22 protein-coding genes and 2 tRNA genes are annotated in these 24,925 nt (G+C 74.6%); 10 read left to right on the top strand and 14 right to left on the bottom strand.

The genetic code is table 11. From position 1 onward, the window contains the following. The first annotated feature begins 266 nt into the window (after positions 1–266). Positions 267–2,861 carry an aminopeptidase N gene (gene pepN / locus EJK16_RS14720; RefSeq protein WP_127130611.1) on the top strand — a complete coding sequence of 865 codons (2,595 nt, stop codon included), beginning with the start codon at positions 267–269 and terminating at the stop codon, positions 2,859–2,861. A gap of 65 nt (positions 2,862–2,926) precedes the next feature. Here the strand turns inward: pepN and EJK16_RS14715 are convergent, their stop codons facing one another. The 3 genes from EJK16_RS14715 to EJK16_RS14705 are packed head-to-tail and all read right to left on the bottom strand — an operon-like array spanning position 2,927 to position 4,424. Continuing rightward, positions 2,927–3,628 carry an HAD family phosphatase gene (locus tag EJK16_RS14715; protein WP_127130609.1) on the bottom strand — a complete coding sequence of 234 codons (702 nt, stop codon included), beginning with the start codon at positions 3,626–3,628 and terminating at the stop codon, positions 2,927–2,929. 8 nt (positions 3,629–3,636) lie between these two features. Then, positions 3,637–4,095, bottom strand: coding sequence for a PTS glucose transporter subunit IIA (locus EJK16_RS14710; RefSeq protein ID WP_127130607.1), 459 nt, complete (start codon positions 4,093–4,095; stop codon positions 3,637–3,639). After that, complete coding sequence (locus tag EJK16_RS14705) at positions 4,092–4,424, bottom strand: glucose PTS transporter subunit EIIB (protein WP_127130605.1); 333 nt, start codon at positions 4,422–4,424, stop codon at positions 4,092–4,094. The genes EJK16_RS14710 and EJK16_RS14705 overlap by 4 nt, the downstream gene beginning before the upstream one ends. A gap of 252 nt (positions 4,425–4,676) precedes the next feature. On the opposite strand from EJK16_RS14705, the gene EJK16_RS14700 reads away from it, so the two are divergent. After that, the gene (locus EJK16_RS14700; protein WP_127130603.1) at positions 4,677–6,122 is read left to right on the top strand and encodes a PTS transporter subunit EIIC; all 1,446 of its coding nucleotides are present in this window, start codon (positions 4,677–4,679) and stop codon (positions 6,120–6,122) included. Positions 6,123–6,243: 121 nt separating this feature from the next. On the opposite strand, the gene malQ is transcribed toward EJK16_RS14700, so the two are convergent. Together malQ and EJK16_RS14690 are read right to left on the bottom strand one after the other, a co-directional pair. After that, positions 6,244–8,400, bottom strand: coding sequence for a 4-alpha-glucanotransferase (malQ, locus tag EJK16_RS14695; RefSeq protein WP_127130601.1), 2,157 nt, complete (start codon positions 8,398–8,400; stop codon positions 6,244–6,246). A gap of 217 nt (positions 8,401–8,617) precedes the next feature. After that, positions 8,618–8,848: a PTS transporter subunit EIIB gene (locus EJK16_RS14690; RefSeq protein WP_127130599.1), complete on the bottom strand. Its 231-nt coding sequence runs from the start codon at positions 8,846–8,848 to the stop codon at positions 8,618–8,620. 188 nt (positions 8,849–9,036) lie between these two features. Between EJK16_RS14690 and ptsP the strand changes: the two genes are divergently transcribed. From ptsP to EJK16_RS14670, 4 genes are all read left to right on the top strand, one after another. Continuing rightward, positions 9,037–10,845, top strand: coding sequence for a phosphoenolpyruvate--protein phosphotransferase (ptsP, locus tag EJK16_RS14685; protein ID WP_127130598.1), 1,809 nt, complete (start codon positions 9,037–9,039; stop codon positions 10,843–10,845). 39 nt (positions 10,846–10,884) lie between these two features. Next, on the top strand, positions 10,885–11,280 hold the full coding sequence (locus EJK16_RS14680) for a globin (protein WP_127130900.1): 396 nt from the start codon (positions 10,885–10,887) through the stop codon (positions 11,278–11,280). Between the two features lie 49 nt (positions 11,281–11,329). After that, positions 11,330–12,238: an acyl-CoA thioesterase II gene (locus EJK16_RS14675; protein ID WP_127130596.1), complete on the top strand. Its 909-nt coding sequence runs from the start codon at positions 11,330–11,332 to the stop codon at positions 12,236–12,238. 134 nt (positions 12,239–12,372) lie between these two features. Continuing rightward, positions 12,373–13,407: a DNA topoisomerase IB gene (locus EJK16_RS14670; RefSeq protein ID WP_127130594.1), complete on the top strand. Its 1,035-nt coding sequence runs from the start codon at positions 12,373–12,375 to the stop codon at positions 13,405–13,407. A 24-nt stretch (positions 13,408–13,431) separates the two neighbouring features. Here the strand turns inward: EJK16_RS14670 and EJK16_RS14665 are convergent, their stop codons facing one another. From EJK16_RS14665 to EJK16_RS14645, 5 genes are all read right to left on the bottom strand, one after another. Further along, positions 13,432–14,010: a thioesterase family protein gene (locus EJK16_RS14665; RefSeq protein ID WP_127130592.1), complete on the bottom strand. Its 579-nt coding sequence runs from the start codon at positions 14,008–14,010 to the stop codon at positions 13,432–13,434. A 132-nt stretch (positions 14,011–14,142) separates the two neighbouring features. Next, positions 14,143–15,825, bottom strand: a complete 1,683-nt coding sequence (ettA, locus tag EJK16_RS14660) for an energy-dependent translational throttle protein EttA (protein WP_127130590.1) — start codon at positions 15,823–15,825, stop codon at positions 14,143–14,145. A gap of 273 nt (positions 15,826–16,098) precedes the next feature. Beyond that, positions 16,099–16,665 carry a single-stranded DNA-binding protein gene (locus tag EJK16_RS14655; protein ID WP_127130588.1) on the bottom strand — a complete coding sequence of 189 codons (567 nt, stop codon included), beginning with the start codon at positions 16,663–16,665 and terminating at the stop codon, positions 16,099–16,101. A 135-nt stretch (positions 16,666–16,800) separates the two neighbouring features. Next, positions 16,801–18,282: a GTPase gene (locus EJK16_RS14650; protein WP_127130586.1), complete on the bottom strand. Its 1,482-nt coding sequence runs from the start codon at positions 18,280–18,282 to the stop codon at positions 16,801–16,803. Continuing rightward, positions 18,279–19,940 carry a GTPase gene (locus EJK16_RS14645; RefSeq protein WP_127130584.1) on the bottom strand — a complete coding sequence of 554 codons (1,662 nt, stop codon included), beginning with the start codon at positions 19,938–19,940 and terminating at the stop codon, positions 18,279–18,281. Before EJK16_RS14645 ends, EJK16_RS14650 begins: the two co-directional genes overlap by 4 nt. A 105-nt stretch (positions 19,941–20,045) precedes the next feature. Between EJK16_RS14645 and EJK16_RS14640 the strand changes: the two genes are divergently transcribed. Together EJK16_RS14640 and EJK16_RS14635 are read left to right on the top strand one after the other, a co-directional pair. Then, a tRNA-Arg gene (locus tag EJK16_RS14640) sits at positions 20,046–20,118 on the top strand. 103 nt (positions 20,119–20,221) lie between these two features. Beyond that, positions 20,222–20,815: a TetR/AcrR family transcriptional regulator gene (locus tag EJK16_RS14635; RefSeq protein WP_127130582.1), complete on the top strand. Its 594-nt coding sequence runs from the start codon at positions 20,222–20,224 to the stop codon at positions 20,813–20,815. A 34-nt stretch (positions 20,816–20,849) separates the two neighbouring features. On the opposite strand, the gene EJK16_RS14630 is transcribed toward EJK16_RS14635, so the two are convergent. Continuing rightward, on the bottom strand, positions 20,850–21,788 hold the full coding sequence (locus EJK16_RS14630; RefSeq protein ID WP_127130580.1) for a cation diffusion facilitator family transporter: 939 nt from the start codon (positions 21,786–21,788) through the stop codon (positions 20,850–20,852). Positions 21,789–21,972: 184 nt separating this feature from the next. On the opposite strand from EJK16_RS14630, the gene orn reads away from it, so the two are divergent. Further along, entirely contained in the window at positions 21,973–22,641 is a 669-nt protein-coding gene (gene orn / locus EJK16_RS14625) for an oligoribonuclease (protein WP_240646103.1), read from the top strand. A 102-nt stretch (positions 22,642–22,743) separates the two neighbouring features. Then, positions 22,744–22,819, top strand: a tRNA-His gene (locus EJK16_RS14620). A gap of 57 nt (positions 22,820–22,876) precedes the next feature. On the opposite strand, the gene EJK16_RS14615 is transcribed toward EJK16_RS14620, so the two are convergent. The 3 genes from EJK16_RS14615 to EJK16_RS14605 form a co-directional block, all read right to left on the bottom strand. Next, a complete protein-coding gene (locus EJK16_RS14615; RefSeq protein ID WP_127130576.1) occupies positions 22,877–23,791 on the bottom strand; it encodes a RimK family alpha-L-glutamate ligase in 915 nt (304 codons plus the stop codon). Between the two features lie 90 nt (positions 23,792–23,881). Further along, positions 23,882–24,556, bottom strand: coding sequence for a hypothetical protein (locus EJK16_RS14610; RefSeq protein WP_127130574.1), 675 nt, complete (start codon positions 24,554–24,556; stop codon positions 23,882–23,884). Further along, a complete protein-coding gene (locus tag EJK16_RS14605) occupies positions 24,451–24,906 on the bottom strand; it encodes an LLM class flavin-dependent oxidoreductase (protein WP_127130572.1) in 456 nt (151 codons plus the stop codon). Before EJK16_RS14605 ends, EJK16_RS14610 begins: the two co-directional genes overlap by 106 nt. Positions 24,907–24,925: the final 19 nt, after the last annotated feature.

Below are 24,925 nucleotides of genomic sequence, written 5' to 3'. Positions count from 1 at the left end.
CGGTCACCGACGCCAGTCAGCGTCGGTGTGGTCACGGCGGGCGTCAATGGGCGGACCGGACAGGTCGGACGCGGGCGAACCGTGCGTCGCGGCTATGGACTCCCGACGCGGCGCGTGCATCGGCGCAGGTGCCAGGCCGGCCCGGACCGTCGCGCGTGGGAGGATCGAGGTCCCTGCGCCCTCGCCCGCCGGAGCAGACGGACGCCAGGACGCACCCGCAGCCACGACGCGGCCCCGAAGCCGTCGTCGCTCACCGAAGGAGATCCATGCCCGGAGAGAACCTCACCCGCGCCGAGGCCCAGGAACGGGCCGCCACCCTGGCCACCGAGAGCTACGACGTCGAGCTCGACCTCACCCGCGGGGACCGGGTCTTCGGTTCCACCACCACGGTGCGCTTCACCGCGACGCCGGGCGCCACCACCTTCATCGACCTCATCGCCGAGTCGGTCGAGGAGATCACCCTCAACGGCCGCCCGGTGGAGATCGCCGCGTTCGCCGACTCCCGGATCGCCCTGGACGGCCTCGCCGCGGCCAACGAGCTGCGGGTGGTCGCCACGTGCCGGTACATGAACACCGGTGAGGGCCTCCACCGCTTCGTCGACCCGGTCGACGGCGAGGCGTACCTCTACTCCCAGTTCGAGGTGGCCGACTCCCGGCGCATGTTCGCCGTCTTCGAGCAGCCGGACCTCAAGGCGACCTTCGCCTTCACCGTCACGGCGCCGGAGCGCTGGACGGTCGTCTCGGGCACGGCGAGCGCCGCGCCGGAGCCGGCCGGGTCGTCCTCCACCACGTGGCGCTTCGCCCCCACCCAGGTCATCTCCTCCTACCTCACGGCGATCGTCGCCGGGCCGTACCACCGGGTGACCGGGGAGCTGACGTCCGCGGACGGGCGCACCATCCCGCTGGGGGTGTACTGCCGCGCCTCCCTGGCCGAGCACCTCGACGCCGAGGAGATCATGGACATCACCCGCGCGGGCTTCGCGTTCTACGAGGAGGCGTTCGGCCGCCCGTACCCCTTCGAGAAGTACGACCAGCTCTTCGTGCCCGAGTTCAACGCCGGGGCCATGGAGAACGCCGGCGCCGTGACGTTCGTCGAGACGTACGTCTTCCGGTCCAAGGTGCCCGAGGCCACGGTCGAGCGCCGGGCCGTGACGATCCTGCACGAGCTCGCGCACATGTGGTTCGGTGACCTCGTCACCATGCGGTGGTGGAACGACCTGTGGCTGAACGAGTCCTTCGCCGAGTACGCCTCTCACCTGGCCGCCGCCGAGGCCACGCGCTGGACCAGCGCCTGGACCACGTTCTCCTCGCTGGAGAAGTCGTGGGCCTACAACCAGGACCAGCTGCCGTCTACGCACCCGATCGTCGCGACGATCAACGACCTTGAGGACGTCGAGGTCAACTTCGACGGGATCACGTACGCCAAGGGCGCGTCCGTCCTGAAGCAGCTCGTCGCGTGGGTGGGCCGTGACGCCTTCCTGGAGGGCGTGCGCCGCTACTTCGCCAAGCACGCCTTCTCCAACACCGAGCTGAAGGACCTCCTGGTCGAGCTGGAGGCCACGTCCGGTCGCGAGCTCGCCTCGTGGTCGAAGGTCTGGCTCGAGCAGGCGGGCGTGACGCTGCTGCGCCCGGAGATCGCCACCGAGCCCGCGGGCGACGGCGAGACGATCACCTCGTTCACGGTGGTCCAGGAGGCCCCCGCGGAGCACCCCACGCTGCGCCCGCACCGCCTCGTGATCGGCGGGTACGACGTCATCGGCGAGGGCCCGCAGGCGCGCCTGGAGCGCACCGTCCGCGTCGAGCTCGACGTCGACGGCCCACGCACCGAGGTGCCCGAGCTGGTCGGGACCCGGCGCCCGGACCTCGTGCTCGTCAACGACGAGGACCTCGCCTACGCCAAGGTCCGGCTGGACGAGCGCTCGCTCGCCACGGCCGTGGCGCACCTGGGCGGCTTCGCCGAGTCGCTGCCCCGGGCGCTCGTGCTCGGGTCCGCGTGGGACATGACCCGCGACGGCGAGTGGGCGGCGCGGAAGTTCATCGACCTCGTGCTGGCCTCCATCGCCGCCGAGACGGACTCCTCGGTGGTCCAGGTGCTGCTGCGCCAGCTCGCCGCCGCGCTCGGCTCCTACACGGCGCCCGAGGCCCGGGACGAGCTCTCGGCGACCGTGGCGGACCGCCTCCTCGACCTGGCCCGCGCGGCGACGGGCGGCTCGGACACCCAGCTCCAGCTGGTCCGCGCGGTGGCCGCGCACGCCGTCACCGGCGAGCAGCTCGACACCCTCGCCGCCCTGCTCGACGGCTCGTCCGCCCTGCCGGGCCTGGCCGTGGACACGGACCTGCGCTGGGCGCTCCTCCTCGGCCTGGTCGCCGGCGGGCGCGCGGGCGAGGCGGACATCGACGCCGAGCTGGGGCGCGACGCCACGGCGAGCGGCCACCAGCAGGCGGCGCGGGCCCGCGCGGCCGTTCCCACCGCGGCGAACAAGGCGCGGGCGTGGGCGGACGTCGTCGAGTCCGACGCCCTGCCCAACGCCGTCCAGTCCAACGTCATCGCGGGCTTCACCCAGGTCCACGACCGTGCCCTGCTCGCGCCCTCCGCGGGTGCGTACTTCGACGTCCTGGTGGACGTGTGGGAGAAGAAGACGAGCGAGATGGCGCAGAACATCGTCATCGGGCTCTACCCCGGCAAGCTCGCGGGGCTGGCCCAGCCCCTGGGCGTCGACGTCGTCGCGCTGACGGAGGCGTGGCTCGCCGAGCACGAGGACGCGGCGCCCGCGCTGCGCCGGCTCGTGACCGAGAACCTCGACGCTGCCCGCCGCGCCGTGCGGGCCCAGGAGGCCGACCGGCGCGCGCGCCAGGCCTGAGCCTGGGCCACGGAGCCGAAGACGGAGTCCCGCCCCGGACGAGGGGCGGGGCTCCGTCTGTGCTCTCAGGCCCCGTCCGCCCGCGCGACCGGCGGCACGAGCGCCGTCAGGTCGCCGACGGCCTCGTGGGCGCCGGCGGCGCGGAGCGCGTCGGCGCCGTGGCTGGTGGTCACGCCCAGGACGAGTCCCACGCCGGCGCCCACGGCCGAGGCGATCCCGGCGGGGGTGTCCTCCGCGGCCACGCAGCGATCCGCGGCCACCCCCAGCACCTCCGCGCCGCGGCGGTACGGCCCGGGATCGGGCTTGCCCACCGGTGTCAGCTCGGCCGTCACGAGCGCGACGCCGAGGTCGGCGACCCCGAGCAGCGCGAGCGCGGCGCCGGCCCAGGCCCGCGTCGCCGAGGTGACCACCGCGACCGGCACGCCCGCGGCGCGCCACCCGGCCACCGCCGCGGCGGCGCCGGGGACGGGGGTCGGCGGATGGGCGGCGACGTCCAGGCTGGCCAGCACGGCGTCGGTGAGCGCGGCCGGGTCCTCGCCGGCCCACGGTCCGTCGAGCTCGGCGAAGACCTCCGTGCCGCGGCGCCCGGCGAAGAGGCGGATCGTCTCGTCCGGCACCTGCCACCCGCGGCGTCCGAAGTAGCGGCGGAACGCGGCCCGGTGCGTCGGCTCCGAGTCCACCAGGGTCCCGTCCAGGTCGAGCAGCAGCCCCGCCCCGGGCGCGCGCAGCACGGCGCCGACCCGGGCGGCCAGCGGGTCGCCGGCCACTCAGCCGCTCACCCGCACGTGAAGAGCTCGTCGCCCGCTGCGACGACGTCCCCCGGGGCGACGCTGAGGCTCAGCTGGTCCGCCTTGCGCTCCATCACGATGACGGGGGTGACCGGTGAGCGGCCGCCGGCGTGGACCTCCTGCGGTGACCAGGTCACGAGGCGCTGCCCCTTGGCGGCCACGTCCTTCTCGGCGGCGTGCAGGGTGAAGCCCTTGCCGCCGAGCTGGACGGTGTCCAGGCCGAGGTGCACGAGCACGCCCGTGCCGTCCTCGGCGATGATGACGAAGGCGTGCGGGTGGAACTTCATGATCGTCCCCGCCACGGGCGCGACCACCTCCGCCGTCGGGACGTCGCCGGGGTCGACGGCGATGCCGGGGCCGACGAGGGCCGCGGAGAAGACGGGGTCCGGCACGTCCGCGAGCGCGAGGACGGTGCCGGCGACGGGCGCGGTGATGCTCAGCGTCACCGCAGGTCCTCGATGTCCTCGGCGATGGTGTCCGCCTGCGGTCCCACGACCACCTGGACGGCCGAGCCCTGCTGGACGACGCCGAACGCGCCGGCGGCCTTGAGGGCCGCCTCGTCCACCTTGGCGGGGTCCTCCACCTCGACGCGCAGCCGGGTGATGCACGCCTCGAGGTCGAGGACGTTCGCGTCCCCGCCGAGGGCCGCGAGGATCTGCTCCGCCTGGCTCATGTTGTGCTCCTCCGTCACGGCATCACGCCGTGCTCCTACGGCGGGGGCAGCCCCCGCCGCGCGCCGTCGGGCGCCCGCACCGGACCCCGCTGGCCCGGTCATGCTGATCAGACCCCCAGCACCGGGGCCTGTCAAGGCGGCGCGCTCCCGGCCGGCCCGCGGGCCCGGGTGTCGGCCGCCCGGCGCGGCCACCGGCCGGGGGCGGCGGCGGCATCTCTTGACAGCGCGTCGGCGGACCGCTGTAGTGAGCCAGACCGTGCGGGAGCCTGCCCGTTCCCGGCCCGGGACCACGGAGCGTCGCACCGGCGTGCCTCGCCGGTGGCCGGGCGTTCCTCGACCACTCTTGGAGCACGGATGACCGCCACCGCCGCAGGTGTCACGGCCGCCAGACAGAAGCGGCACATCCCCGGCTTCGCGCAGGCCCAGCGGGTAGGTCGCTCGCTCATGCTGCCGATCGCCACCCTGCCCGCCGCGGGGCTCATGCTCCGGTTCGGGCAGCCCGACATGCTGGGGGCGAAGGGGGTGTCGAGCTGGGCCGGCATGGGCTGGATGCAGCCCGTCGCGGACGTCCTCGCGGCCGCCGGCACCGCCATCATCGGGAACCTGCCGATCATCTTCGCCATCGGTGTCGCGATCGGCTTCGCCCGCAAGTCGGACGGCTCCACGGCCCTCGCCGCGCTCATCGGCTACCTCACCTTCAAGGCGGTCCTGGACGCGCTCGCCCCGACGTTCGGCGCGCCCGGCCCCGACGGCACGCCCACCATCAACTACGGCGTGCTTGGCGGCATCACGATCGGCATCATCGCCGCGCTCCTGTGGCAGCGGTTCTACCGCACGAAGCTGCCGCCCTACCTGGCGTTCTTCGGCGGGCGCCGGCTGGTCCCGATCATCACGGCGCTGGTCTCGGTCGTCGTCGCCGTGCTGTTCGCGCTCGTCTACCCGGCCTTCAACTTCGTCATCGGCGGGTTCGGTGAGTGGGTGACCCACCCGGGCAACTCCGTGATCGGCGGCTTCGTCTTCGGCACGGTCAACCGGCTGCTCATCCCCTTCGGGCTTCACCACCTCCTCAACAGCCTGCCGTGGTTCCAGTTCGGCCAGTTCACCAACCCCGACACCGGCGCGGTGGTCCAGGGCGACATCGCCCGCTTCCTGGCGGGCGACCCGGCCGCCGGCACCTTCATGACCGGGTTCTTCCCCATCATGATGTTCGCGCTGCCCGCCGCGGCCCTGGCCATCTGGCGCAACGCCCGGCCGGAGCGGCGCAAGGTCACCGGCGGGATCATGGTCTCCGTCGCCCTCACCGCGTTCCTCACGGGCATCACCGAGCCGCTCGAGTACGCCTTCGCGTACGTGGCGTTCCCGCTGTACGCGGTGCACGCCGTGCTCACCGGTACCTCGCTGGCGCTCGTCAACGCCCTGGACATCCACCACGGGTTCACCTTCTCCGCGGGCGCGATCGACTACGTGCTGAACTTCGGGATCGCCACCCGGCCGCTGTGGCTGATCGTCATCGGGCTCGGGTACGCGGTGGTCTACTACCTCATCTTCAGCTTCGCGATCAAGAGATGGAACCTGCGCACGCCCGGCCGGGAGCAGGAGGGCGACGTCGCCGGTGGCGGCGCCCCCTCGGTCTTCGACGAGGCCCAGCAGGCCGCCGCCGTCACGACCGGCCGGCGCGCCGCCGAGGAGGAGTCGCAGCCCGTGCCGGCCGGCGACGCGGGCGCCGTCGCCGCCCAGGAGGGGACGGCCGCGCCCGGCCGGGCCCAGGGCGACGACGGCCGTGGGAGGCCCGTCCGGTAGCGACCCACGTCGAGGAGCAGCGAGGCCGCCGGCGCCCGGGGGCGGCGGACCGACCACTGCCGGGGCATCCCGGGCACGGAGCGCGGATAGCGCTTGCTGCTACGGTTCCGTCGCCGTCCCGCTACGCCAGGCGGTCGTCCTCGCCGAGGGCCGCCCGCACCGCGGCGACCAGGGAGAGGAGGCGCGCGGAGCCGGGCAGGTCCTCGACCATGACCACCCGCTCGGCGCCGTCCGCCAGGGGCACCTTCCAGTTGGGGTACTCGGTGTCCGTGCCCGGCTGGTTCTGGGTGCGCCGCTCCCCCACGGCATCGGTCAGCGAGACCCCGACGAGGACGGCGGGCGTGCGGACGATGTAGGCGTGCAGCGCCTCGATGATCTCCCGCTCCGTCGGGGCGGCGCCCACGAGCCCGTGCTCGCGCAGCCGGGCGATCATCCGCTCGCGCTCCATGCGCGCCTCCAGGCGTACCTTCGCCACCGGGTCCATGAGCAGGCCGAGGCGCTCGCGCAGGTCCACGTGCTCCTCGGCGAGGTAGCCCGCGGCGGGCGGCAGGTCGTGGGTGTCCACGGTGGCCAGCACCAGGTGGCGGTACTCCTCGGGCTCGCGCGGCTGGTTGTGCTCGTCCTTCTCGAACCACAGCACGGACGTGCCCAGCACGCCCCGCTCGGTGAGGTAGTCCCGCACCCACGGCTCGACCGTGCCGAGGTCCTCGCCGATGACCACGGCGCCGGCGCGGGCGGCCTCGAGCATGAGCACCCCCACCATCGCCTCGTGGTCGTAGCGCACGTACGTGCCGTCGCCGGCGCCCATGCCGGCCGGGATCCACCACAGGCGGAACAGGCCCATGATGTGGTCCACGCGCACCGCCCCGGCGTGGCGCAGCACCGTGCGGGCCATGTCACGCAGGGGGGCGTAGGCGGTCCGCGCCAGCGCGTCGGGCCGCCACGGCGGCTGGTGCCAGTTCTGGCCCTGCTGGTTGTACATGTCCGGCGGTGCGCCCACGCCGATGCCCTGGGCGAAGACCTCGCGCTGCGCCCAGGCGTCGGCGCTGTCGGGGTGCACGCCCACGGCCAGGTCGTGCATGACGCCCATGCCCATGCCGGACTCCTTGGCCACCCGCTGGGCGTGGGCGAGCTGCTCGTCGGCCACCCACTGCAGCCAGGCGTAGAAGTCCACGCGGTCGGCGAGGTCGCGGCGCGCCCGCGCCACGAACGGGGAGTGCACGTCCGTCAGCTCGTCGGGCCACCGGCGGCCGGCGTACTTCTCCGTCAGCGCGCACCACAGGGCGAAGTCCTCGAGCCCCTTGCCCTCCGCGGCGCGGAAACGCGCGAGCGAGCGCTGCCGGGACCTGCTGCGCCCCACCGCGTGGATGACCTCCAGCGCCTGCCGCTTCGCCGTCCAGGAGGCGTCCCGGTCGATGGGGTCGGTGGTGGCGTTGACGGGCCGGACCTCCTCGGCCGCCCATTCCACGAGGGCCCGCTGCGGGCCGGGCAGGTAGGCGGTCTCGGGGATCTGCTCGGGCCGGATGTACAGCGGGTTGACGAAGCGCCGGGTCACGGGCAGGTAGGGCGACGGCGTCATGTGCCCCGTCGGCTCGGCCGCGTGCAGGGGGTTGATCAGGAGGAAGTCCGCGCCCAGCTCACCGAAGAAGCTCGTCAGCTCGGCCAGGTCGGCCAGGTCCCCGACGCCCCAGGAGCGCGCGGAGCGCACCGAGTACAGCTGGGCCATGAAGCCCCAGCCGCGGGAGGTCGCGCCGGACGGCTCCGGCAGCCGGTCGGGGGTGACGGCGAGCGCCGTCGTGAAGGTGCCCGCCCCCGAGATCTCGGCGACGATCTCGTGCCAGCCCTCGGGCAGGTCGGCGGGCAGCACGACGGTCGTCCGCGCGGTCAGGACGCCGTCGACGTCGCGGGGCTCGACCTGCGCGTCGCGCTGGGCCAGGACGCGACGGGCGCCGCCCTCGAGCTCGACGTGCACGGTGACGGACTCGCCGTCGGGGACGTGGACGGCCAGGTCGTGCTCGCGGCCGCCGCGCACCACCACCGACGGCGGCAGGGGCGAGCGCCACGGCGCCGCCTCGACCTCGGCGAGGGCCGCCGGCACGTCGGCGTCGGTGCGGCACGGCACCCCGAGCGCGGTGAGGACCGCGCGGATCGTCGCGGCCGAGACCACCCGGTGGTGACCGGTGAAGTCCCAGAACTCCGTGGCCACCTCGCACGCGTCGGCGAGCCGCCGCAGGGCCTCGCTGGGAACCTCGGTGACCGGGGCTGGCGTTGACGTCATCTCGCTCCTACTCGTCCGGCACGGCCACGGTCGGCGGCGTGAGTCCTCGATCCTGCCAGAACGACGGCGTCACGGCCTTCGCGGACCACGCCGGCCGGCCGTCGGCGTGCTTCTCGTCCGGTCCCGGGACGTGCGGGCGCCCGGGCCCGGACATGGTCGTGCCCGGTGCGGGCGCGCTGGGCGCGCCCGCACCGGGCACCGGGTCCGAGCCGCCGGGTCAGAGCAGGGCGGCGATCTCCTCGGCCAGGCCGTCGGCCTCGGGGCCCACGACAATCTGGACCACGCGCCCCGAGCGGACGACCCCGAAGGCACCCGTCGACTTCAGGTCCCCCTCCCCCACCGCGGCGGGGTCGCGGACCTCCACGCGCAGCCGGGTGATGCACGGCTCCACCTCGACGACGTTGGGGGCACCTCCCAGGGCGGCCAGGATGTCTTCGGCCTTGCTCATCTGCTACCTCCACACTCACGCTTCTCACGCGGGCACGAGTGCCCGCCGTCTCATCCGCCAAGCCTACCTGCGCGCCGAAGGGCCGCCCGCCAGAACTGCGACGTCGCTCACAGGGAACGCCGGGAGGGACAGCGCAGCCGGTCAGCGGCATGATGACCCCAAAGCATCCGCCGTCGACGGGAACGCAGATGAGCACCGAGCAGCAGGGCACCGGCGCCCCGCGAGCCGCCACAGCCCCCACCGCCGCAGCCCCCGCCGGGGGTCCGCCCGAGCCCCTCAACCCGCCGTCCGCCCCCCTGGGCGCGCCCGCCGCGCCGCCGGCGGGCGCCACGGTCCTGAGGGGCGTGGGCGTCAGCGCCGGCCAGGCCGCGGGCCCCGTGGCGCGACTGAGCGAACCGGCAGGGGAACCGGCCAGCGCCCGGCTGGGCGACGACGTCGACGTCGAGGCCGAGGCCGCCCGCATCGCCGAGGCGGCCGCTGAGGTCTCCGCCGCACTCAAGGCGTCGGCCGCCACCGTGGAGGGCGAGCGGCGCGAGCTGCTCGAGACCACCGCGCAGATGGCCAGCGACCGCAGCCTCCTGCGCTCCGCCGCGAAGAAGGTGACCACCGACCGGCTCCCCGCCGCCCGCGCGACGTGGGAGGCGGCGGGCGAGGTGGCCGACAAGTTCCGGGCGCTGGGCGGCTACATGGCCGAGCGGGCCCGGGACGTCGCCGACGTGCGGGACCGCCTGATCGCCGTCCTCACCGGCGCCCCCGTGCCCGGCGTCCCGCAGCGGGACGAGCCGTTCGTCCTCGTCGCCCGCGACCTCGCCCCCGCCGACACCGCGCTGCTCGACCCGGCGCGGGTCCGGGCCATCGTCACCGTCGAGGGCGGCCCGACGTCGCACACCGCCATCCTCGCCCGCGCCCTGGGCATCCCCGCCGTCGTGGGCGTCACGGACGCCGCGGCGCTGACCGAGGGCCGCGTCGTGCTCGTCGACGGCGCCGCGGGCACCATCGACCTGGCGCCCGACGAGGCCGCGGTGCGGCGCGCGGCCGAGCGCGCCGCACAGGTGCGCACCTTCGCCGGCTCCGGGCAGACCGCCGACGGCCACCCCGTGGCCCTGCTGGCCAACGTCGGCGACCCGGCCGGCGCCCGCGCGGCGGCCGACGCCGGCGCGGAGGGGGTGGGCCTGTTCCGCACGGAGTTCTGCTTCCTGGACCGCGGCCAGGAGCCCAGCGTCGAGGAACAGGTGACCGCCTACCGCACCGTCCTGGCCGCGTTCCCCGGCCGGAAGGTCGTCATCCGCACCCTCGACGCCGGCGCCGACAAGCCCATGCCGTTCGTCACCGACACCCAGGAGGCGAACCCCGCGCTCGGCGTGCGGGGCCTGCGGACGGCGCGCCGCGCCCCGGAGGTGCTCGAGCACCAGCTCGAGGCCATCGCGCAGGCGGCCGCGGCGGAGTCCGCCGACGTCTGGGTGATGGCCCCGATGATCGCGACCGTGCCCGAGACCGAGGAGTTCGTCGCGTCGTGCGCCAGGCACGGGCTCACCACGGCGGGAGTGATGGTCGAGGTCCCCAGCGCCGCCCTGCTGGCCGGGCCGATCCTCGCGCGGGCCGCCTTCGCCTCCATCGGCACGAACGACCTCACGCAGTACGCGATGGCCGCCGACCGGATGCTCGGCTCGCTCGCCGAGCTGTCCACCTCCTGGCAGCCGGCGGTGCTGCGCCTGGTGGAGGAGACCTGCCGCGGCGGCGCCCAGCAGTCCCGCCCGGTGGGCGTGTGCGGGGAGGCGGCCTCCGACCCGGCGCTCGCCGTCGTGCTCGTCGGCCTAGGCGTCTCCAGCCTGTCCATGACCCCGCGGGCCCTGGCGGACGTCGCCGCGGTGCTGGGGGCCACGGACCTCCAGCGCTGCCGCGAGCTGGCCCGCGCCGCCGTCGACGCGGAGTCCGCGGAGGCCGCCCGCGCCGCGGTGCGCGCGGGTCTGCCGGTGCTGACGGAGCTGGGCCTGTGAGCCTGGGATGATGGCCGGGTGAGCACCAACCCCCTCGAGATGGCCTCGCTCTACGAGAGCATGGGCGGGCACGACACCTTCACGCGCCTCGTCCACCGCTTCTACCAGGGCGTCCGCGCCGACGCGGGGCTCGCGCCGCTGTACCCCCAGGACGACTGGGAAGGCGCCGAGGAGCGCCTGCGGATGTTCCTGGAGCAGTACTGGGGCGGGCCCACCACGTACTCCGAGCGCCGCGGCCACCCCATGCTGCGCCGCCGCCACATGCCCTTCGCCGTCACCCCCGACGCGCGGGAACGGTGGCTGAGCCACATGCGCGACGCCGTCGACGAGCTCGACCTGGCGCCCGAGCTCGAGCGGCAGCTCTGGGACTACCTCGTGCGCGCCGCGCACGCGATGGTCAACACCCCGGACGCGAGCCGGGCGCCGCTCATCTGAGCCGCGCCTCCCCGAACCGTCTGTCCCGAACCACCTGTAAGGAGCGCGGATGCCCGAGCGTCCCCTGACCGTCCCCCCGACCGCCGGCGAACCCCTGGCCTCCGTGCTGCGGACGCTGCGGCTGGAGCGCCTGGGCGACGACCAGTTCTCCGGCACGTCCCTGCCGCAGCTCAACGCCCGCGTCTACGGCGGGCAGGTGCTCGCCCAGTCCATCATCGCGGCCGGGGAGACCCTGCCCGACGACGGCGACGGCGTGCGCCAGCTCCACTCCGTGCACGGGTACTTCCTCCGGCCGGGCCGCCTCGACGTCCCGATCACGTTCGCCGTGGAGCGCCTCCACGACGGCCGCTCCTTCAGCACCCGCCGCACCCACGCCCTCCAGCACGACAAGCCCATCCTGTCGATGATCAGCTCCTACCAGGAGGACCAACCCGGGCGGGACCACAGCGAGCGCGCCCCCGACGCCCCCGACCCCGAGGGGCTGACCAGCGCCATCACCCTCTTCAGCGCCATCGACGACCCCGCCGCGCGGTTCATGTCCTCCATCGCGGGCTTCGACATCCGCCACGTCGGCGAGAACGTCTACCTGCGCCCCACCCAGGAGCGCACGGACGAGCAGATGCTGTGGATGCGGGCGCGCTCCCCGCTGCCGGAGGGCACCACCCAGCTCCAGCACCGCGCGCTGCTCGCCTACGCCTGCGACCAGGTGATGCTCGAGCCGGTGCTCCGCGAGCACGGGCTCAGCTGGCAGACGGCGGGCCTGAGCGTCGCGAGCCTCGACCACAGCATGTGGTGGCACCGTCCCGTCTCCGTCAACGAGTGGCTGCTCTTCGTCCAGCACTCCCCCAGCGCGCAGGGCGGTCGGGGCCTCGGGATCGCGAAGGTCTTCGACCGCTCCGGCACCCACGTCGCCACCGTCGCGCAGGAGGGCATGGTGCGCGTGCCGGACGCGCGGTAGGTCCCCGGCGGTCCGGCCTGCGCCGCGCCGCCGGCCACCGGCGCCGCGCCGCCGGCCACCCGCGCCGCGCCGCCGGCCACCCGCGCCGCCCCCTTCGCGTGGCGGCGCGGCGACCCGCTGCCCAGACTGGCCTCATGAAGACGGTCGTCGGCGTGCGCCTGCGGCGGTCGCACCCGGAGAAGCCCGGGTACGGCCGCCGCCGCGCGGGCAAGGGGTTCTCCTACCTCAACCCGGACGGCACGCGGGTGACGGACCCCGAGGTCGTGGCCCGCTGCAGGTCCCTCGTGATCCCGCCGGCCTGGCGGGACGTGTGGATCTGCCCGGACCCCAACGGCCACATCCAGGCCGTCGGCACCGACGACGCCGGGCGCCGACAGTACCTGTACCACCCCGCCTGGCGCGCCACGCGCGACGCCGCCAAGCACGAGCGCGTCCTCGAGCTGGCCGAGCGCCTGCCGGCCGCGCGGCGGCGGGTCACGATGGACCTCCGCAAGCCCGGCATGCCGAAGGAACGCGCCCTGGCGGTGGCCTTCCGGCTGCTCGACCTGGGGTTCTTCCGGGTGGGCGGGGAGACCTACGCCGACGAGAACGGCAGCTACGGGCTGGCCACGCTGCGCAAGCGGCACGTGCGCATCGGCCAGGACGGCCGGCTCACCTTCGCGTACCGCGCCAAGTCCGGGCAGGCCCGGCGGCTGGAGCTGCACGACGACGAGCTCGTCGCGCCCCTGACGACGATGCGCCGCCGGCGCGGCGGCGGCGAGGAGCTGCTCGCCTACCAGGACGACCGCGGCTGGCACGACATCACCAGCGGCGACATCAACGACTACATCAAGCTCCGCCTCGGCGCGGACGCCTCCGCGAAGGACTTCCGCACCTGGCACGGCACGGTGCTGGCCGCGCTGGAGCTGGCCAGGCGCACCCCGGGGGCGGCCACCGCCACCGCCCGCAAGCGCGCCGAGCGGGCGGCGGTGAAGTCCGTGGCCGCCTACCTGGGCAACACCCCGGCGGTGGCGCGCGCCTCCTACGTCGACGCCCGAGTCATCAACCTGGCCGAGCGCGGCGAGACGATCGACCCGGCGCTGGCCAGGAAGGTCGGCGCCCCGTCGGAGGCGACCCCGCCGGACACCCACGGCGCCGTCGAGAAGGCCGTCCGCGGCCTGCTCAGCTGACGGTCCAACACCCCGCGCGCGGGCCTACGCGTCGGTGCCGTCGGGGCGGCGGCGGAACTGTACCGGGGCGTCGAGGAAGGCCGCCCACGTCGCGCGCTCCGCCTCCGTCATGCGTCGCGGCCTGCCGCTCTTCTCGTCGATGAGGACGATCGTGGTCATGGCGCGGGCCGCCACGCCGTCCGGGCCGGGGATCTCGTAGCAGACGTCCAGGCTCGCGCCGCCGAGGCGCGAGATCCACAGCTCCACCGGCAGCGGCCGCAGCGTGTACGGCACCGGCGCGAGGTACTCGATCTCCTGCCGGGCGATGTAGGTGTTCGTGCCCGAGCCCGGACCGGTGGCGAGGACCTTCGTGCCCGGCCGCGCGCCGTCGTCCGTCGCGGCGCCCTCGGGAGCGGTCGCTTCCGAACCGGCCGGTCCGCCGCCGGCCACCGGTCCGCCGCCGGCCACGGCACCGCCGTCGAACTCCGCGTCGCCGGGCGTGCTCGCCCAGAAGGCGGCGATGCGCACCTCCTCGAGGATGGTGAACATCTTCGCGTTGTTGACGTGTTGGTAGCCGTCGATGTCGCTCCATCGGAGCCTCACCGGGATCGTCAGCCGTGCCATGCCGGTCCCTCCCGCCGGTCCCCCGGCCGTCTCGGCCCGTGCGGGCGGTTCTGCCGGCCGCACGGCGGCCGCCGCTGTCTGAGCGACGACGGCCGGACGGCACCCTGTGGGCCCCGCCCGGCCGGCCGACGATCAGTCGCGCGTGAGCTTGCGGTAGGTGACGGAGTGCGGGCGCGCCGCGTCCGCGCCGAGCCGCTCGATCTTGTTGGCCTCGTAGGAGTCGAAGTTCCCCTCGAACCAGTACCAGTTCGCGGGGTCCTCCTCGGTGCCCTCGTAGGCCAGGATGTGCGTGGCCACCCGGTCGAGGAACCACCGGTCGTGCGTGACGACGACGGCGCAGCCCGGGAACTCCAGCAGGGCGTTCTCCAGCGACCCGAGGGTCTCGACGTCCAGGTCGTTCGTGGGCTCGTCGAGGAGCAGGAGGTTCCCGCCCTGCTTGAGGGTCAGGGCCAGGTTCAGCCGGTTGCGCTCACCGCCGGAGAGCACGCCCGCCGGCTTCTGCTGGTCCGGCCCCTTGAAGCCGAACGCGGAGACGTAGGCGCGCGAGGGCATCTCGACGTTGCCGACCTGGATGAAGTCCAGCCCGTCGGAGACGACCTCCCACAGCGTCTTGGTGGGGTCGATGCCCCCACGGCTCTGGTCGACGTAGGAGAGCTTGACGGTCTCGCCGATCTTGAGGTCGCCGCCGTCGAGCGGCTCGAGGCCCACGATGGTCTTGAACAGCGTGGTCTTGCCGACGCCGTTGGGACCGATGACGCCGACGATGCCGTTGCGGGGCAACGAGAAGGACAGGTCTTCGATGAGGACCCGGTCCCCGAAGCCCTTCTTGACGCCCTCGGCCTCCAGGACCACGGAGCCCAGGCGCGGGCCCGGCGGGATCTGGATCTCCTCGAAGTCAAGCTTGCGGGTGCGGTCCGCCTCGGCGGCCATCTCCTCGTAGCGGGCCAGACGTGCCTTGGACTTGGTCTGGCGGCCCTTGGCGCTGGACCGGACCCACTCGAGCTCGTCCTTCAGGCGCTTCTGGAGCTTGGCGTCCTTCTTGCCCTGGACGTCCAGTCGGGCGGCCTTCTTCTCCAGGTACGTGGAGTAGTTGCCCTCGTAGGGGTACAGGCGGCCGCGGTCGACCTCGGCGATCCACTCGGCGACGTGGTCGAGGAAGTACCGGTCGTGGGTGACGGCGATGACGGCGCCGGGGTACTTGGTCAGGTGCTGCTCGAGCCACAGGACGGACTCGGCGTCCAGGTGGTTCGTGGGCTCGTCGAGGAGCAGCAGGTCGGGCTGCTCGAGGAGGAGCTTGCACAGCGCCACGCGGCGGCGCTCACCGCCGGACAGGACGGTGACGTCGGCGTCCGGCGGCGGGCAGCGCAGCGCGTCCATCGCCTGGGCCAGCTGGGCGTCGAGGTCCCACGCGTTGCGGGCGTCGATCTCCGTCTGGAGCTTGCCCATCTCGTCCATGAGCGCGTCGAAGTCGGCGTCGGGCTCGGCCATGAGGTTGCCGATCTCGTTGAACCGCTCGACCTTGGAGAGGATGTCGGCGACACCCTCCTGGACGTTGCCGAGGACCGTCTTCTCCTCGTTCAGCGGCGGCTCCTGCTGCAGGATGCCGACCGTGAACCCGGGGGTCAGCCGGGCCTCGCCGTTGGACGGGGTGTCCAGCCCGGCCATGATCTTCAGGATCGTGGACTTTCCGGCGCCGTTGGGGCCGACCATGCCGATCTTCGCGCCGGGCAGGAACGCCATGGTGACGTCATCGAGGATGACCTTGTCACCGTGGGCCTTGCGCGCCCGGACCATCGAGTAGATGTACTCAGCCACTGCTCTCCGCATCACTTCGCGTGGGGGTCGGCCTGCCCGCCAGGCAGGCCGCTTCGGGTACCAGGGTAGGACACGCCCATGGTCCGCCCCTCATCGCCCGGACGCGATGCTGCCCACCCTCCCGAGCCGCGCGGGCTCCTCCACGTGCCCGACCGCCCCGATACCCGTCGCCTGCCCGCCCCGCCGGCGGACCGGCGGGCCGGCGGGCCGGCGGTGAGTCTCCGCACGGCTCGGCCGGCGCAGGCCATCCGGCCGCGAGCCGCCCGGCGGTGGTCACCCGACGGGGATCCCCGAGTCCGACATCAGGTAGCCGGGCCGCTTCTCGTCGAGGTCGGTGCCGTCCTCGGGGTCGTCCCCCGGGTCCACTGGGCGCGCCGCGGGCGCGCCGTCGGACAGCGGACGCTCCCCCTGGCCGTCCAGTCCGGTGAGGTCCGGGGTGGCGCCCGGCGCCCCCTCGGGCGGTGCGGCGGCGCTCTCCCGGATCGTCCGGAGGTACTTCACGGTGCCGCCGAACAGCTCCACCCCGATGGTCTGGGCGTGGATCACGTGGTCCCAGCGCTCGCCGCCCTCCCCGGACCACGTGTCGACGTAGACCCTGCCCTGGACGAGGACGGGGACGCCGCGGCCGAGGGAGACCCCGACGTTCTCGGCGAAGTCGCCCCACGTCTTGACGGTGAACCACTGGGTCTCGGTGTTCTTGTACTCCCCGGTGACGCGGTCGCGCGCCCGGGGCGTGGCCCCCAGGCGGAACGTGACCCACGTGGTGCCGCTCGCCCCGACCCGGCGCACCGGCTCGGTGCCCACCCGGCCGCGGACCGTGATCTCGACCTTGTCGCTCATGCTCGCTCCTCCGTCCGGGGCGGGCCCGGCGCCGGCCCCGGGCGCCACGGTGCCGGTCCCGGCGGGTGGGTGACAGGCCACGCCGCCCGGACTGTGCACGCGACGGCATCAGCGCGTGCTGTGGACGTACCGGTGTCAGCGGTGGTCGAGCGCCCCGCGCAGCTGACGGTGGCGGCCCAGGACGAGCGCCACCGGCGACACCAGCTGTTCCTCCACGACGCGGCGGCACCGCACTGTCACCTGCTCGACGTAGTCCGCGGACAGGGCCGCGACGTCGGCCCGCCGGACGGCCCGGGCGCGGGCGAGCAGCACGGCGCCCGCGGCCACGGCGACGGCCGCCGGCGCGAGGACCACGAGCCATCCGGACGCCTGGACCAGCGCGACGGCGGCCCAGCCGGCCCCGGCGACGGCGAAGAGGGCCGCCAACAGGATCTGGCGGTCCGCGCGCCGGCTGCGTGCCGCCGGCACCGCGACGGCGCCGACGGCCTCGGTCACGGCCGCGCGCAGCGTGGCCGCGGGCGCGACCGCCTCGTCGACCGCCGCCGCCCAGCGGGCCGGCAGCCCTTCCCGGGCCCGGGCCACCCAGCCGTCCCGCAGGGCCGCCACGGCCGCCTCCGCCGCTGGTTCGGGCCGGGCGGGGCCGTCCCCGCGGCCCGAGGGCCGGAGCGAGTCGGCGAGCGCCACGGCTCCGCCCGCGCGGGCCAGGGCGGCCGCGGCGTCGGCCACGGCGACCTCGCCGGGGGTCGCGTCGGCGCCCGCGGCGCCGACCGCCGGGGCGAGGCGCGCGCACACCGCGTCGACCTCGGCGGCGGCGGTGCTGGCCGCCACGGACGGCCGGGCGACGGCCCGGCCGAGCCGCTCGCGTACCGCCTCGATGCCGGTGTGCTCGAGCGCCGACGTCGCCAGGACCTCCACCCGGTCTAGGCCGTCGGCGACCAGCAGGGCCCGCACGTCCTCCCGGACCCGCTCGACGGCTGCGGGCGGGATCGTGTCGACCTGGTTGACCAGCACGAGCATGTTCTCCTGACGCCCGCGCAGGGCGGTCAGGTAGCGCTCGTGCAGGGCGTTGTCGGCGTACTTCTGCGGGTCCACCACCCAGACCAGCACGTCGGTCAGGGGCAGGAGCCGATCCACCTCGGCCGCGTGCTCCAGGGCGATGGAGTCGTGGTCGGGCAGGTCGAGGAGCACCATCCCGTGCAGCGCCCGCTCGTTCTCGCCGTCGAGCACGGACTCCCGCTCGATGCGCCGCGCCGGCGAGACCTCGAGGAAGTCCAGGAGCGCGTCCGCGTTGCCGCCCCACACGCAGGCCGCCGCCTCGTCCGTCGTCGGCCGCAGGGCGCCGACGTCGGCGAAGCGCAGCCCGGAGATGGCGTTGAACAGCGAGGACTTGCCCGAACCGGTGCCGCCCACGAGGGCCACCACGGTGCGGTCCACGCCGACGGCGAGGCGTGCCTGCACGCCGGCGAGGCCCTCGCGGGCCCGGGCGGCCACGAAGGGGTCGACCTGCGCGCCCGCCGTGTCGAGCGCGGCCGTCAGCGCGGCGGCGCGGTCGGCGAGCGCCGCCCCGTGCGGGGTGTGCCGCGCCGGCGTCGCCGTCACGGTGGTCGTCAAGGTCATGCCTGCTCCCGGAGGTCGGCGGCGCGCAGCCGCAGGGCGGCGGCGAGCTCGGGGGCCGGCGGGTCGAGCGCGTCGAGGTACGGCTGGACGGCGCCGCGCACGGCCTCCCCGGCGCGGCCCAGGAGGTCCGCACGGGCCCGCTCGACCAGCGCCGCGCCGTCGTCGCCCAGCGTGGTCCCGACCGCGACGCTCGCCCCGCGCAGTCCCGCCGCGGCCGCCACGACGAGGGCGGCCAGCGACTCGGCGTCCATCACCCTGGCGACGCGCGGCGCCAGGGGCGCGGCGTCGGCGAGCACCCGGTCCCGCCAGGCCTGCACGGCGCCGGCGGCCCGTGACCCGGCCGACGGGACGGCGCCCAGCGCGGACGTCGGCGCGGCGGGCCCCCCGAGCCGCTGCGCGCCGAGGCGGACCGGCTGCCAGGCCGCGAGCGCCGCCGCGGCGGCGGCGCGGAGGGCGTCCCCGAGGACTGCCTCCACCTCCGCCGCGGCCTCCACCCCCGCCGCGCGCGCGGCGGCGCTCCGGTCGGCCAGCGCGCGCCCGCGCCAGCCGGCCCGCACCCGGGCCCCGGCGACCACCGGGGCGAGCGGGCCGCCGGTCGAGGTGAGCGCGAGCCAGCGGGTCGTGGGGGCGCCGTCCGCCGCGCGGCCCTCACGGATCGCGTCGGCCACCGCCAGGGCGCCCGCGCTCGCGGCGTCGGCCGCGGCGGCCCGAAGCTCCGCCGTCGCGTCCACCTGGGCCTCGACCCCCGCGGCGAGGGCGAGCAGCTGGTCCGCCATCCCGGTCAGCGCGCCACGATCGGTGCGGCGCACGATCCCGGCCAGCTGGTGGCGGCCCGCCACCAGCGAGAGCCAGCCGCCGAGCTCGGCGACCGCAGCGGGATCGAGCGGCCCCTCGTGCGGGCCGGCGTCCGGGACGAGGAACAGCGGTGCCGAGCCCAGACCGAGGGCGGCCATGCGGGAGAGGAGGTCGCGGCGGACCTCCGCCAGCACGCGCGCCGGCACCCGGTTGAGCACGACGGCGGTGGCCACGCCCTGCTCCTCGGCGCGAGTGAGCAGGCGCCACGGCAGGGCGTCCCCGTAGCGGGCGGCGGTGGTCACGAACACCCACAGGTCCGCCGCGTCCAGCAGCGCGGCCGCCGTGACGCGGTGCTCGGCGTGGACGGAGTCCATGTCGGGCGCGTCCAGCAGCGCCAGGCCCGCGGGCACGACGTCGTCCGTGACGACGTCGACCTGACCGGCGAGCGGGTTCGCGCGGAGCGCGGCGGCGTCGTCCGGGTGGACCGCCAGGACGGCCCGGCGCGTCGTCGGGCGCAGCACGCCCGCCGCGCTGACGTCCGCGCCGACCACCGAGTTGAGCAGCGTGGACTTCCCCACACCGCTGGAGCCGGCGAGGACGACGACGGCGGGCGCCGCGGGTTCGCGCAGCCGCGGGAGCAGGCGGGTGTCGATCTGGGTCAGCAGCTCCTCGCGCAGCGCGCGCAGCTGGGGTGCGCCCGGGACGTCGAGCGGGAGGCGCACACGCTCCACGTGGGCCCGCAGGTCCGTGAGGACGCCGACGCGGGCGGACGGCGGGACGTCCCCGCGCCCGGCGTCGGTGGGCCCGGCATCGGCGCGGTCGACGCCGGCGCGGTCGACGACATCCGTGGGCTGAGGGGGCACCCGGCCATTATCGGCGATACGACAGGGTGCGACGGGACGCGCGCCGGTGCGCACGTGGGGGTCGCCGCGGGAGGGGGGCCCGTGCCGCTAATCTCTGGTAGTGCGGCCCCCATAGCTCAATGGATAGAGCAACGGCCTTCTAATCCGTAGGTTGCAGGTTCGAGTCCTGCTGGGGGCACCGTCCGCGCTGGGCACCGTCCGCGCGCTGTCCCGCGGAGCCCGCTGGCCATCATTCGTAGCACCAATGGACTTATAGCCCTGTGACCTGCGACATTACGTCCATGGCTGCTTACCGAAGCTCGGACCCGCGCGCCCAGCGCACCCTCGCTGCGCTCCAGGAGGCCCTGATGGACATGGCCGAGGAGATGCCGCCGGCCGACATCGATGTCTCGGCGCTGTGCCGGCGCGCCGGTGTGCACCGCACGACCTTCTACAAGCACTTCGACAGCGTCGCCGAACTTGCCGAGACACTCGTCGCCGACCTGCTGACGCGGATCGCCGCCCCCGCCGCACCGGGCACGGACGACATGGAGGAGTACGCGGGGTGGCTGACCGCACTGGTGAGCCACGTCGTCGAGCGCCGCCACGTCTATGCCGCCTTCCTGGGCCCTGACGGGGACCCCGCCGTGGTGCGTGCCGTCTGCGACAGACTCATCCGGCAGGCGGAGAAGACCGCGGCCCGGGCGGCCCGCCAGCTCGCCGCGCCCGAGGGCGCCACCGTCGACGTCGACGTCAAGACCGCCGCCCGGGTGCTCGGTTTCGGCGCCTACGGTCTCCTCGAGTCCGTCCTCGTCGAGGAGGACCTGGACGTCCCGGCGACCGTGAACGCCTTCATCGCCGGCGGGCCCATGGTGTGGCGACCCGTCCCGGCGTGAGTGGGATGTTCGGACCCGGTCAGTAGATGACCTCTCACGCCCTGGGGGGTGAGGGCACCCCCGGGACGAGGCTGGGAGCGTCGGGGCGCGAGACGGTGAGCACGGCCTCGAGCACGAGCGGGAGCTCCTCCAGCTGCCGCTCCAGCGAGCGCAGCCGCGTCGCCACGCGGGACTCGGCCTCGTCCCCCTGCAGGTCCACGGACGCGACGAGGTACACCTGCCGCGGCCCGACGAACTCCATGTGCAGGTACGTCACCCGCGCGACGTCGGGCAGGGCGATGAGGTGCCTGAGGGTGACGGCGGTCAGGTGCGGGGACGCCTCCACCCCCACGAGGAACCGCCGGTTCCGGTCGAGCAGGACGCCGGCGACGACGCCCAGCAGCAGCCCGACGGCGATCGACCCGATCGCGTCGGGCGTCGGCGAGCCGGTGATCTGGTGGGCCAGCACGCCCGCGAACGCGATCAGCAGGCCGACCAGGGCGGCGGCGTCCTCGGCGAAGACGGCGCGCAGCGTGGGGTCCGAGGTCTCCAGGGCATGCTGCAGCAGCTCCCGTCTGACCGCCTTTGCCTCGCGCCTGACCTGTCGGAACGCCTGGAGGAACGAGATGCCCTCCAGCACGAACGCGATGGCGAGGACGATGTACGCCACACCGAAGTCGGACGCGGGCGACGGGTGCACCAGCTCCTGGACCCCGTGCGTGATGGAGACGCCGGCCCCGGCGGCGAAGAGGCCGATGGCCGCGAACATCGACCACACGTAGGCCTCGCGCCCGTAGCCGAGCGGGTGGGAGGCGTCCGGCCCGTGGCGCGACCGCCGGTCCGCGACCACGAGGAGGACCTCGTTGCCGGTGTCCGCCCAGGAGTGCGCGGCCTCGGCCACCATCGAGGCGGAGCCGGTCACGGCGGCGGCCCCCGACTTGGCGACGGCCACGAGCAGGTTCGCCAGCAGTGCCACGAGGACCGTCACGCTCATCCGCCCATTGCAGCACCGCGGCCGCCGCCGCGCCGGGCGGGATGGGGAACCGGGTGGGACGCCGAACCGGGCAGGAATGCGGAGCGCCCCAGGGAATGGGGGCGCACGGGGCGGCCGCGGCTACCCTTGCCCGGTGAGCCGAAACACTGCACCCCAGGACGCCATCGTCTGGATCGACTGCGAGATGACTGGGCTGAACCTTGCCAAGGACGCCCTCATCGAGGTCGCCGTCGTCGTCACCGACTCGGAGCTGAGGCCGCTCGACGCGGGCATCGACCTGGTCATCGCCCCCACCCCCGGGACGGTCGAGCAGATGGACGACGTCGTGCGGACCATGCACACGAGCTCCGGCCTGCTCACCGAGCTCGACGACGGGCTGACCATGGCCGAGGCGCATGAGAGGGTCCTCGAGTACGTCAAGCAGTGGGTGCCCGAGCCGCGCAGGGCCCCGCTCGCGGGGAACTCGGTGGGCACGGACCGCTCGTTCCTCGCCCGGGACATGCCCGACCTCGTCGAGCACCTGCACTACCGCATCATCGACGTCTCCTCGATCAAGGAGCTCGCCCGCCGCTGGTACCCGCGCGCGTACTTCCAGTCCCCGGCCAAGAACGGCGGGCACCGGGCGCTCGCCGACATCCTGGAGTCCATCGACGAGCTCCGGTACTACCGCACGGTGCTCTTCCCCTCGGGAGACGGCCCCGACTCCAAGGCCGCGAAGAAGGCCGCCGCCGAGGTCTCCGCCACGTCGTCGGCGCTCGTCGTGGCGCAGCTGGCGAAGGAGGCGGCGGCCGGGGCAGGCGGGCCGCAGACCAGGGAGGCGTCGGCGGCGCAGGAGACGGCCGAACGGCCCTGACCGCGCGGGGACGTGACCTAGACCACGGCCGTCGGATTTAGGGGGCGTGCGGCGATCCGCTATGCTGGTCCACTGTTGCCGGGGATGTTCCCGGTGCGCATGGTGGGTGTAGCTCAGCTGGTAGAGCGCCGCGTTGTGGTCGCGGATGTCGCGGGTTCAAGTCCCGTCACTCACCCCATGGTCGAAGGGCGGCCCCGCCGGTGCGGGGCCGCCCTTCGTCATCTTCCGCAGCCGGTCACCAGAACGCGCGCACCGCGATCGCGTCGGCGAAGTTGTCCACCGCGCCGGGGGTGGTGGACAGGTAGAGGGACGCGTCCACGAGCGAGACCTCGAGCACGTGCATCTGCCCCTGGGTCCCCTCGACGACGTCGATGCGGCAGAACGTCAGCTGCTCGTCCCGGCCCATCCGGCTCTTGATGTAGGAGTGGATCGCGTTGCGGGCCTGCTCCCCGAGCTGCCACTCGGCGGCCGTCGCCTCCCTGGCGTGCGCGACCTCCGGTGGGGCCTCGACGTCGGGCCGGAAGGCGCCCCCGAGCATGGCCTCCTTCTCGACGGCGTGCGAGACGAGCCCGTTCATGTAGATCAGCGCGGTCTCGCCCCGGTTGTCCACCGACTCCAGGTAGCGCTGCACCATCACCGAGCGCCCCTCGTTGAGCAGCTCCATCGCGTGCTCGATCGCCGCCATCCGCGAGTACCCGTCGACCGCCGTGTACCGGCCCGTGCCGTGCGCGCCGGACGAGACGGCGGGCTTGACCACGAAGTCCCCGCCCGCGGGGAAGCGCGTGTGCAGCTGGTGCTTGTTGAGCTTCTGCTCCGGCTCGAGCCAGGTCGTCGGGATGGTCGGCATGCCGCGCTTCTCGAGCTCGACCATGTAGTGCTTGTCGGTGTTCCAGCGCACCACGTCGGCGTGGTTGGCGAGCTTGGGCACCGTGGCCGCCCACTCGACGAACTCGTCACGGCGGTTCGCGTAGTCGTGCACCGAGCGCAGCACCACCAGCCCGGCTTGGCCCCAGTCCACGTCGGGGTCGTCCCAGACGGCGACGCGCGGCTCGATGCCGCGCTCGGCGAGGGCATCGGGCAGCGGCGCGTCATCCTCGCTGAGGTTGGGCAGCGCGGCAGAGGTCGCAAGGGTCACAATCGGCTTCGACACGCCCTCAACCTACCGTGACGCCGCCGGGACCTGCCGCCCATGGGCACGAGTCGTCCGTCCGCGCACCCACCCGCACCGCCGGTGCGCCCGTCAGCGCGCGGGCGTCCACCCCAGCGCCGGGGCCACCGTCGTGGCGACGTTCTCCAGGATGCGGCGGCTCATCTCGGGGGTGGCGTCGGCGGGCAGCACGACGTCGAGACCGGTGGCCTCGGCCAGCGCGACGTCGGCGGCCAGGCCCGCCACGACGTCGTCCGGGCGGCCGTGGTGGGTGAGGCTGAAGACGCCGAGGCTGCCGTCCTTCGGGCGTCCCCGCGCGTCGAAACGGTTGTCGTACCAGTCGATGTAGTCGCGGAAGAGGGCGTCGTCGGACGTCGTGACGCTGGGCAGGATGATGCGCCCGGCGTTGACGCGGGGGTTGCGCCCGGGCACGTCGAAGGCGGCCCGGTAGGCGCGGATCTGGTCCCGCTGCCCCTCCTCGAAGCTCTGGCCGGTGTCCTCGGTGTTGAGCGTGGAGACGAGGAGGTCCATCCCGTTGCGGCCCGTGCGCTCGGCGGTGGCCCGCGAGCCCGGCCCGTACCAGACGCGGTCCGCCAGCCCCGGGGCGTGCGGCGTGACCGTCAGCTCGGTGCCGGCAGCGCCGAGCGGCCCGTCGCCGCCGGTCACGGCGACGGCCTCGCCGCGCAGCGCCGCGCGCAGCCGGGCGATCCGGTGCTGCGCCTCCGCCGAGAAGTCCCGGGCGGCGGTCCCGAAGACCGTGTCGAGCACGGGGGCCAGGGGCGCGATGCCCCCGGCGACGCCGAGCTCGAGGCGTCCGCCGGAGAGCAGGTCGACCGTGCGGCCTCGGCCGTCGTGACGGGGTCCAGGTAGCGCATGGGCAGGACCGCCGTCCCCATCCGGATGCGTTCGGTGCGCTCGGTGAGCGCGCCGAAGAGGGTCAGCGGCGAGGAGAGGAACCGCTCGAGGTGGCGCACGCGCACCCAGCCGATGTCGTAGCCGAGGTCCTCGGCGAACGCGAAGAGGTCGAGGGCGTCCCGGAGCGACTCCGCCGCCCGCCCCGGGGCCTCGTAGGGCACGAAGGTGAGGAAGCTCAGCTCGGGGCGCGCGGGCAGGGCCATGCTCCCAACGTAGGGCCCG

The organism is Georgenia sp. SYP-B2076, from assembly GCF_003991205.1.
GTDB lineage: Bacteria > Actinomycetota > Actinomycetes > Actinomycetales > Actinomycetaceae > Georgenia.
This window is presented reverse-complemented; position numbering and strand designations above follow the sequence as displayed.

Coding starts and splice junctions, on each gene's coding strand:
- pepN (WP_127130611.1), top strand. CDS start 267: ATGCCCGGAGAGAACCTCACCCGCGCCGAGGCCCAGGAACGGGCCGCC.
- EJK16_RS14705 (WP_127130605.1), bottom strand. CDS start 4,424: ATGACCGGGCCAGCGGGGTCCGGTGCGGGCGCCCGACGGCGCGCGGCG.
- EJK16_RS14700 (WP_127130603.1), top strand. CDS start 4,677: ATGACCGCCACCGCCGCAGGTGTCACGGCCGCCAGACAGAAGCGGCAC.
- malQ (WP_127130601.1), bottom strand. CDS start 8,400: ATGACGTCAACGCCAGCCCCGGTCACCGAGGTTCCCAGCGAGGCCCTG.
- EJK16_RS14690 (WP_127130599.1), bottom strand. CDS start 8,848: ATGAGCAAGGCCGAAGACATCCTGGCCGCCCTGGGAGGTGCCCCCAAC.
- ptsP (WP_127130598.1), top strand. CDS start 9,037: ATGAGCACCGAGCAGCAGGGCACCGGCGCCCCGCGAGCCGCCACAGCC.
- EJK16_RS14680 (WP_127130900.1), top strand. CDS start 10,885: ATGGCCTCGCTCTACGAGAGCATGGGCGGGCACGACACCTTCACGCGC.
- EJK16_RS14675 (WP_127130596.1), top strand. CDS start 11,330: ATGCCCGAGCGTCCCCTGACCGTCCCCCCGACCGCCGGCGAACCCCTG.
- EJK16_RS14670 (WP_127130594.1), top strand. CDS start 12,373: ATGAAGACGGTCGTCGGCGTGCGCCTGCGGCGGTCGCACCCGGAGAAG.
- EJK16_RS14665 (WP_127130592.1), bottom strand. CDS start 14,010: ATGGCACGGCTGACGATCCCGGTGAGGCTCCGATGGAGCGACATCGAC.
- EJK16_RS14655 (WP_127130588.1), bottom strand. CDS start 16,665: ATGAGCGACAAGGTCGAGATCACGGTCCGCGGCCGGGTGGGCACCGAG.
- EJK16_RS14650 (WP_127130586.1), bottom strand. CDS start 18,282: ATGACCTTGACGACCACCGTGACGGCGACGCCGGCGCGGCACACCCCG.
- EJK16_RS14635 (WP_127130582.1), top strand. CDS start 20,222: ATGGCTGCTTACCGAAGCTCGGACCCGCGCGCCCAGCGCACCCTCGCT.
- EJK16_RS14630 (WP_127130580.1), bottom strand. CDS start 21,788: ATGAGCGTGACGGTCCTCGTGGCACTGCTGGCGAACCTGCTCGTGGCC.
- orn (WP_240646103.1), top strand. CDS start 21,973: ATGACTGGGCTGAACCTTGCCAAGGACGCCCTCATCGAGGTCGCCGTC.
- EJK16_RS14605 (WP_127130572.1), bottom strand. CDS start 24,906: ATGGCCCTGCCCGCGCGCCCCGAGCTGAGCTTCCTCACCTTCGTGCCC.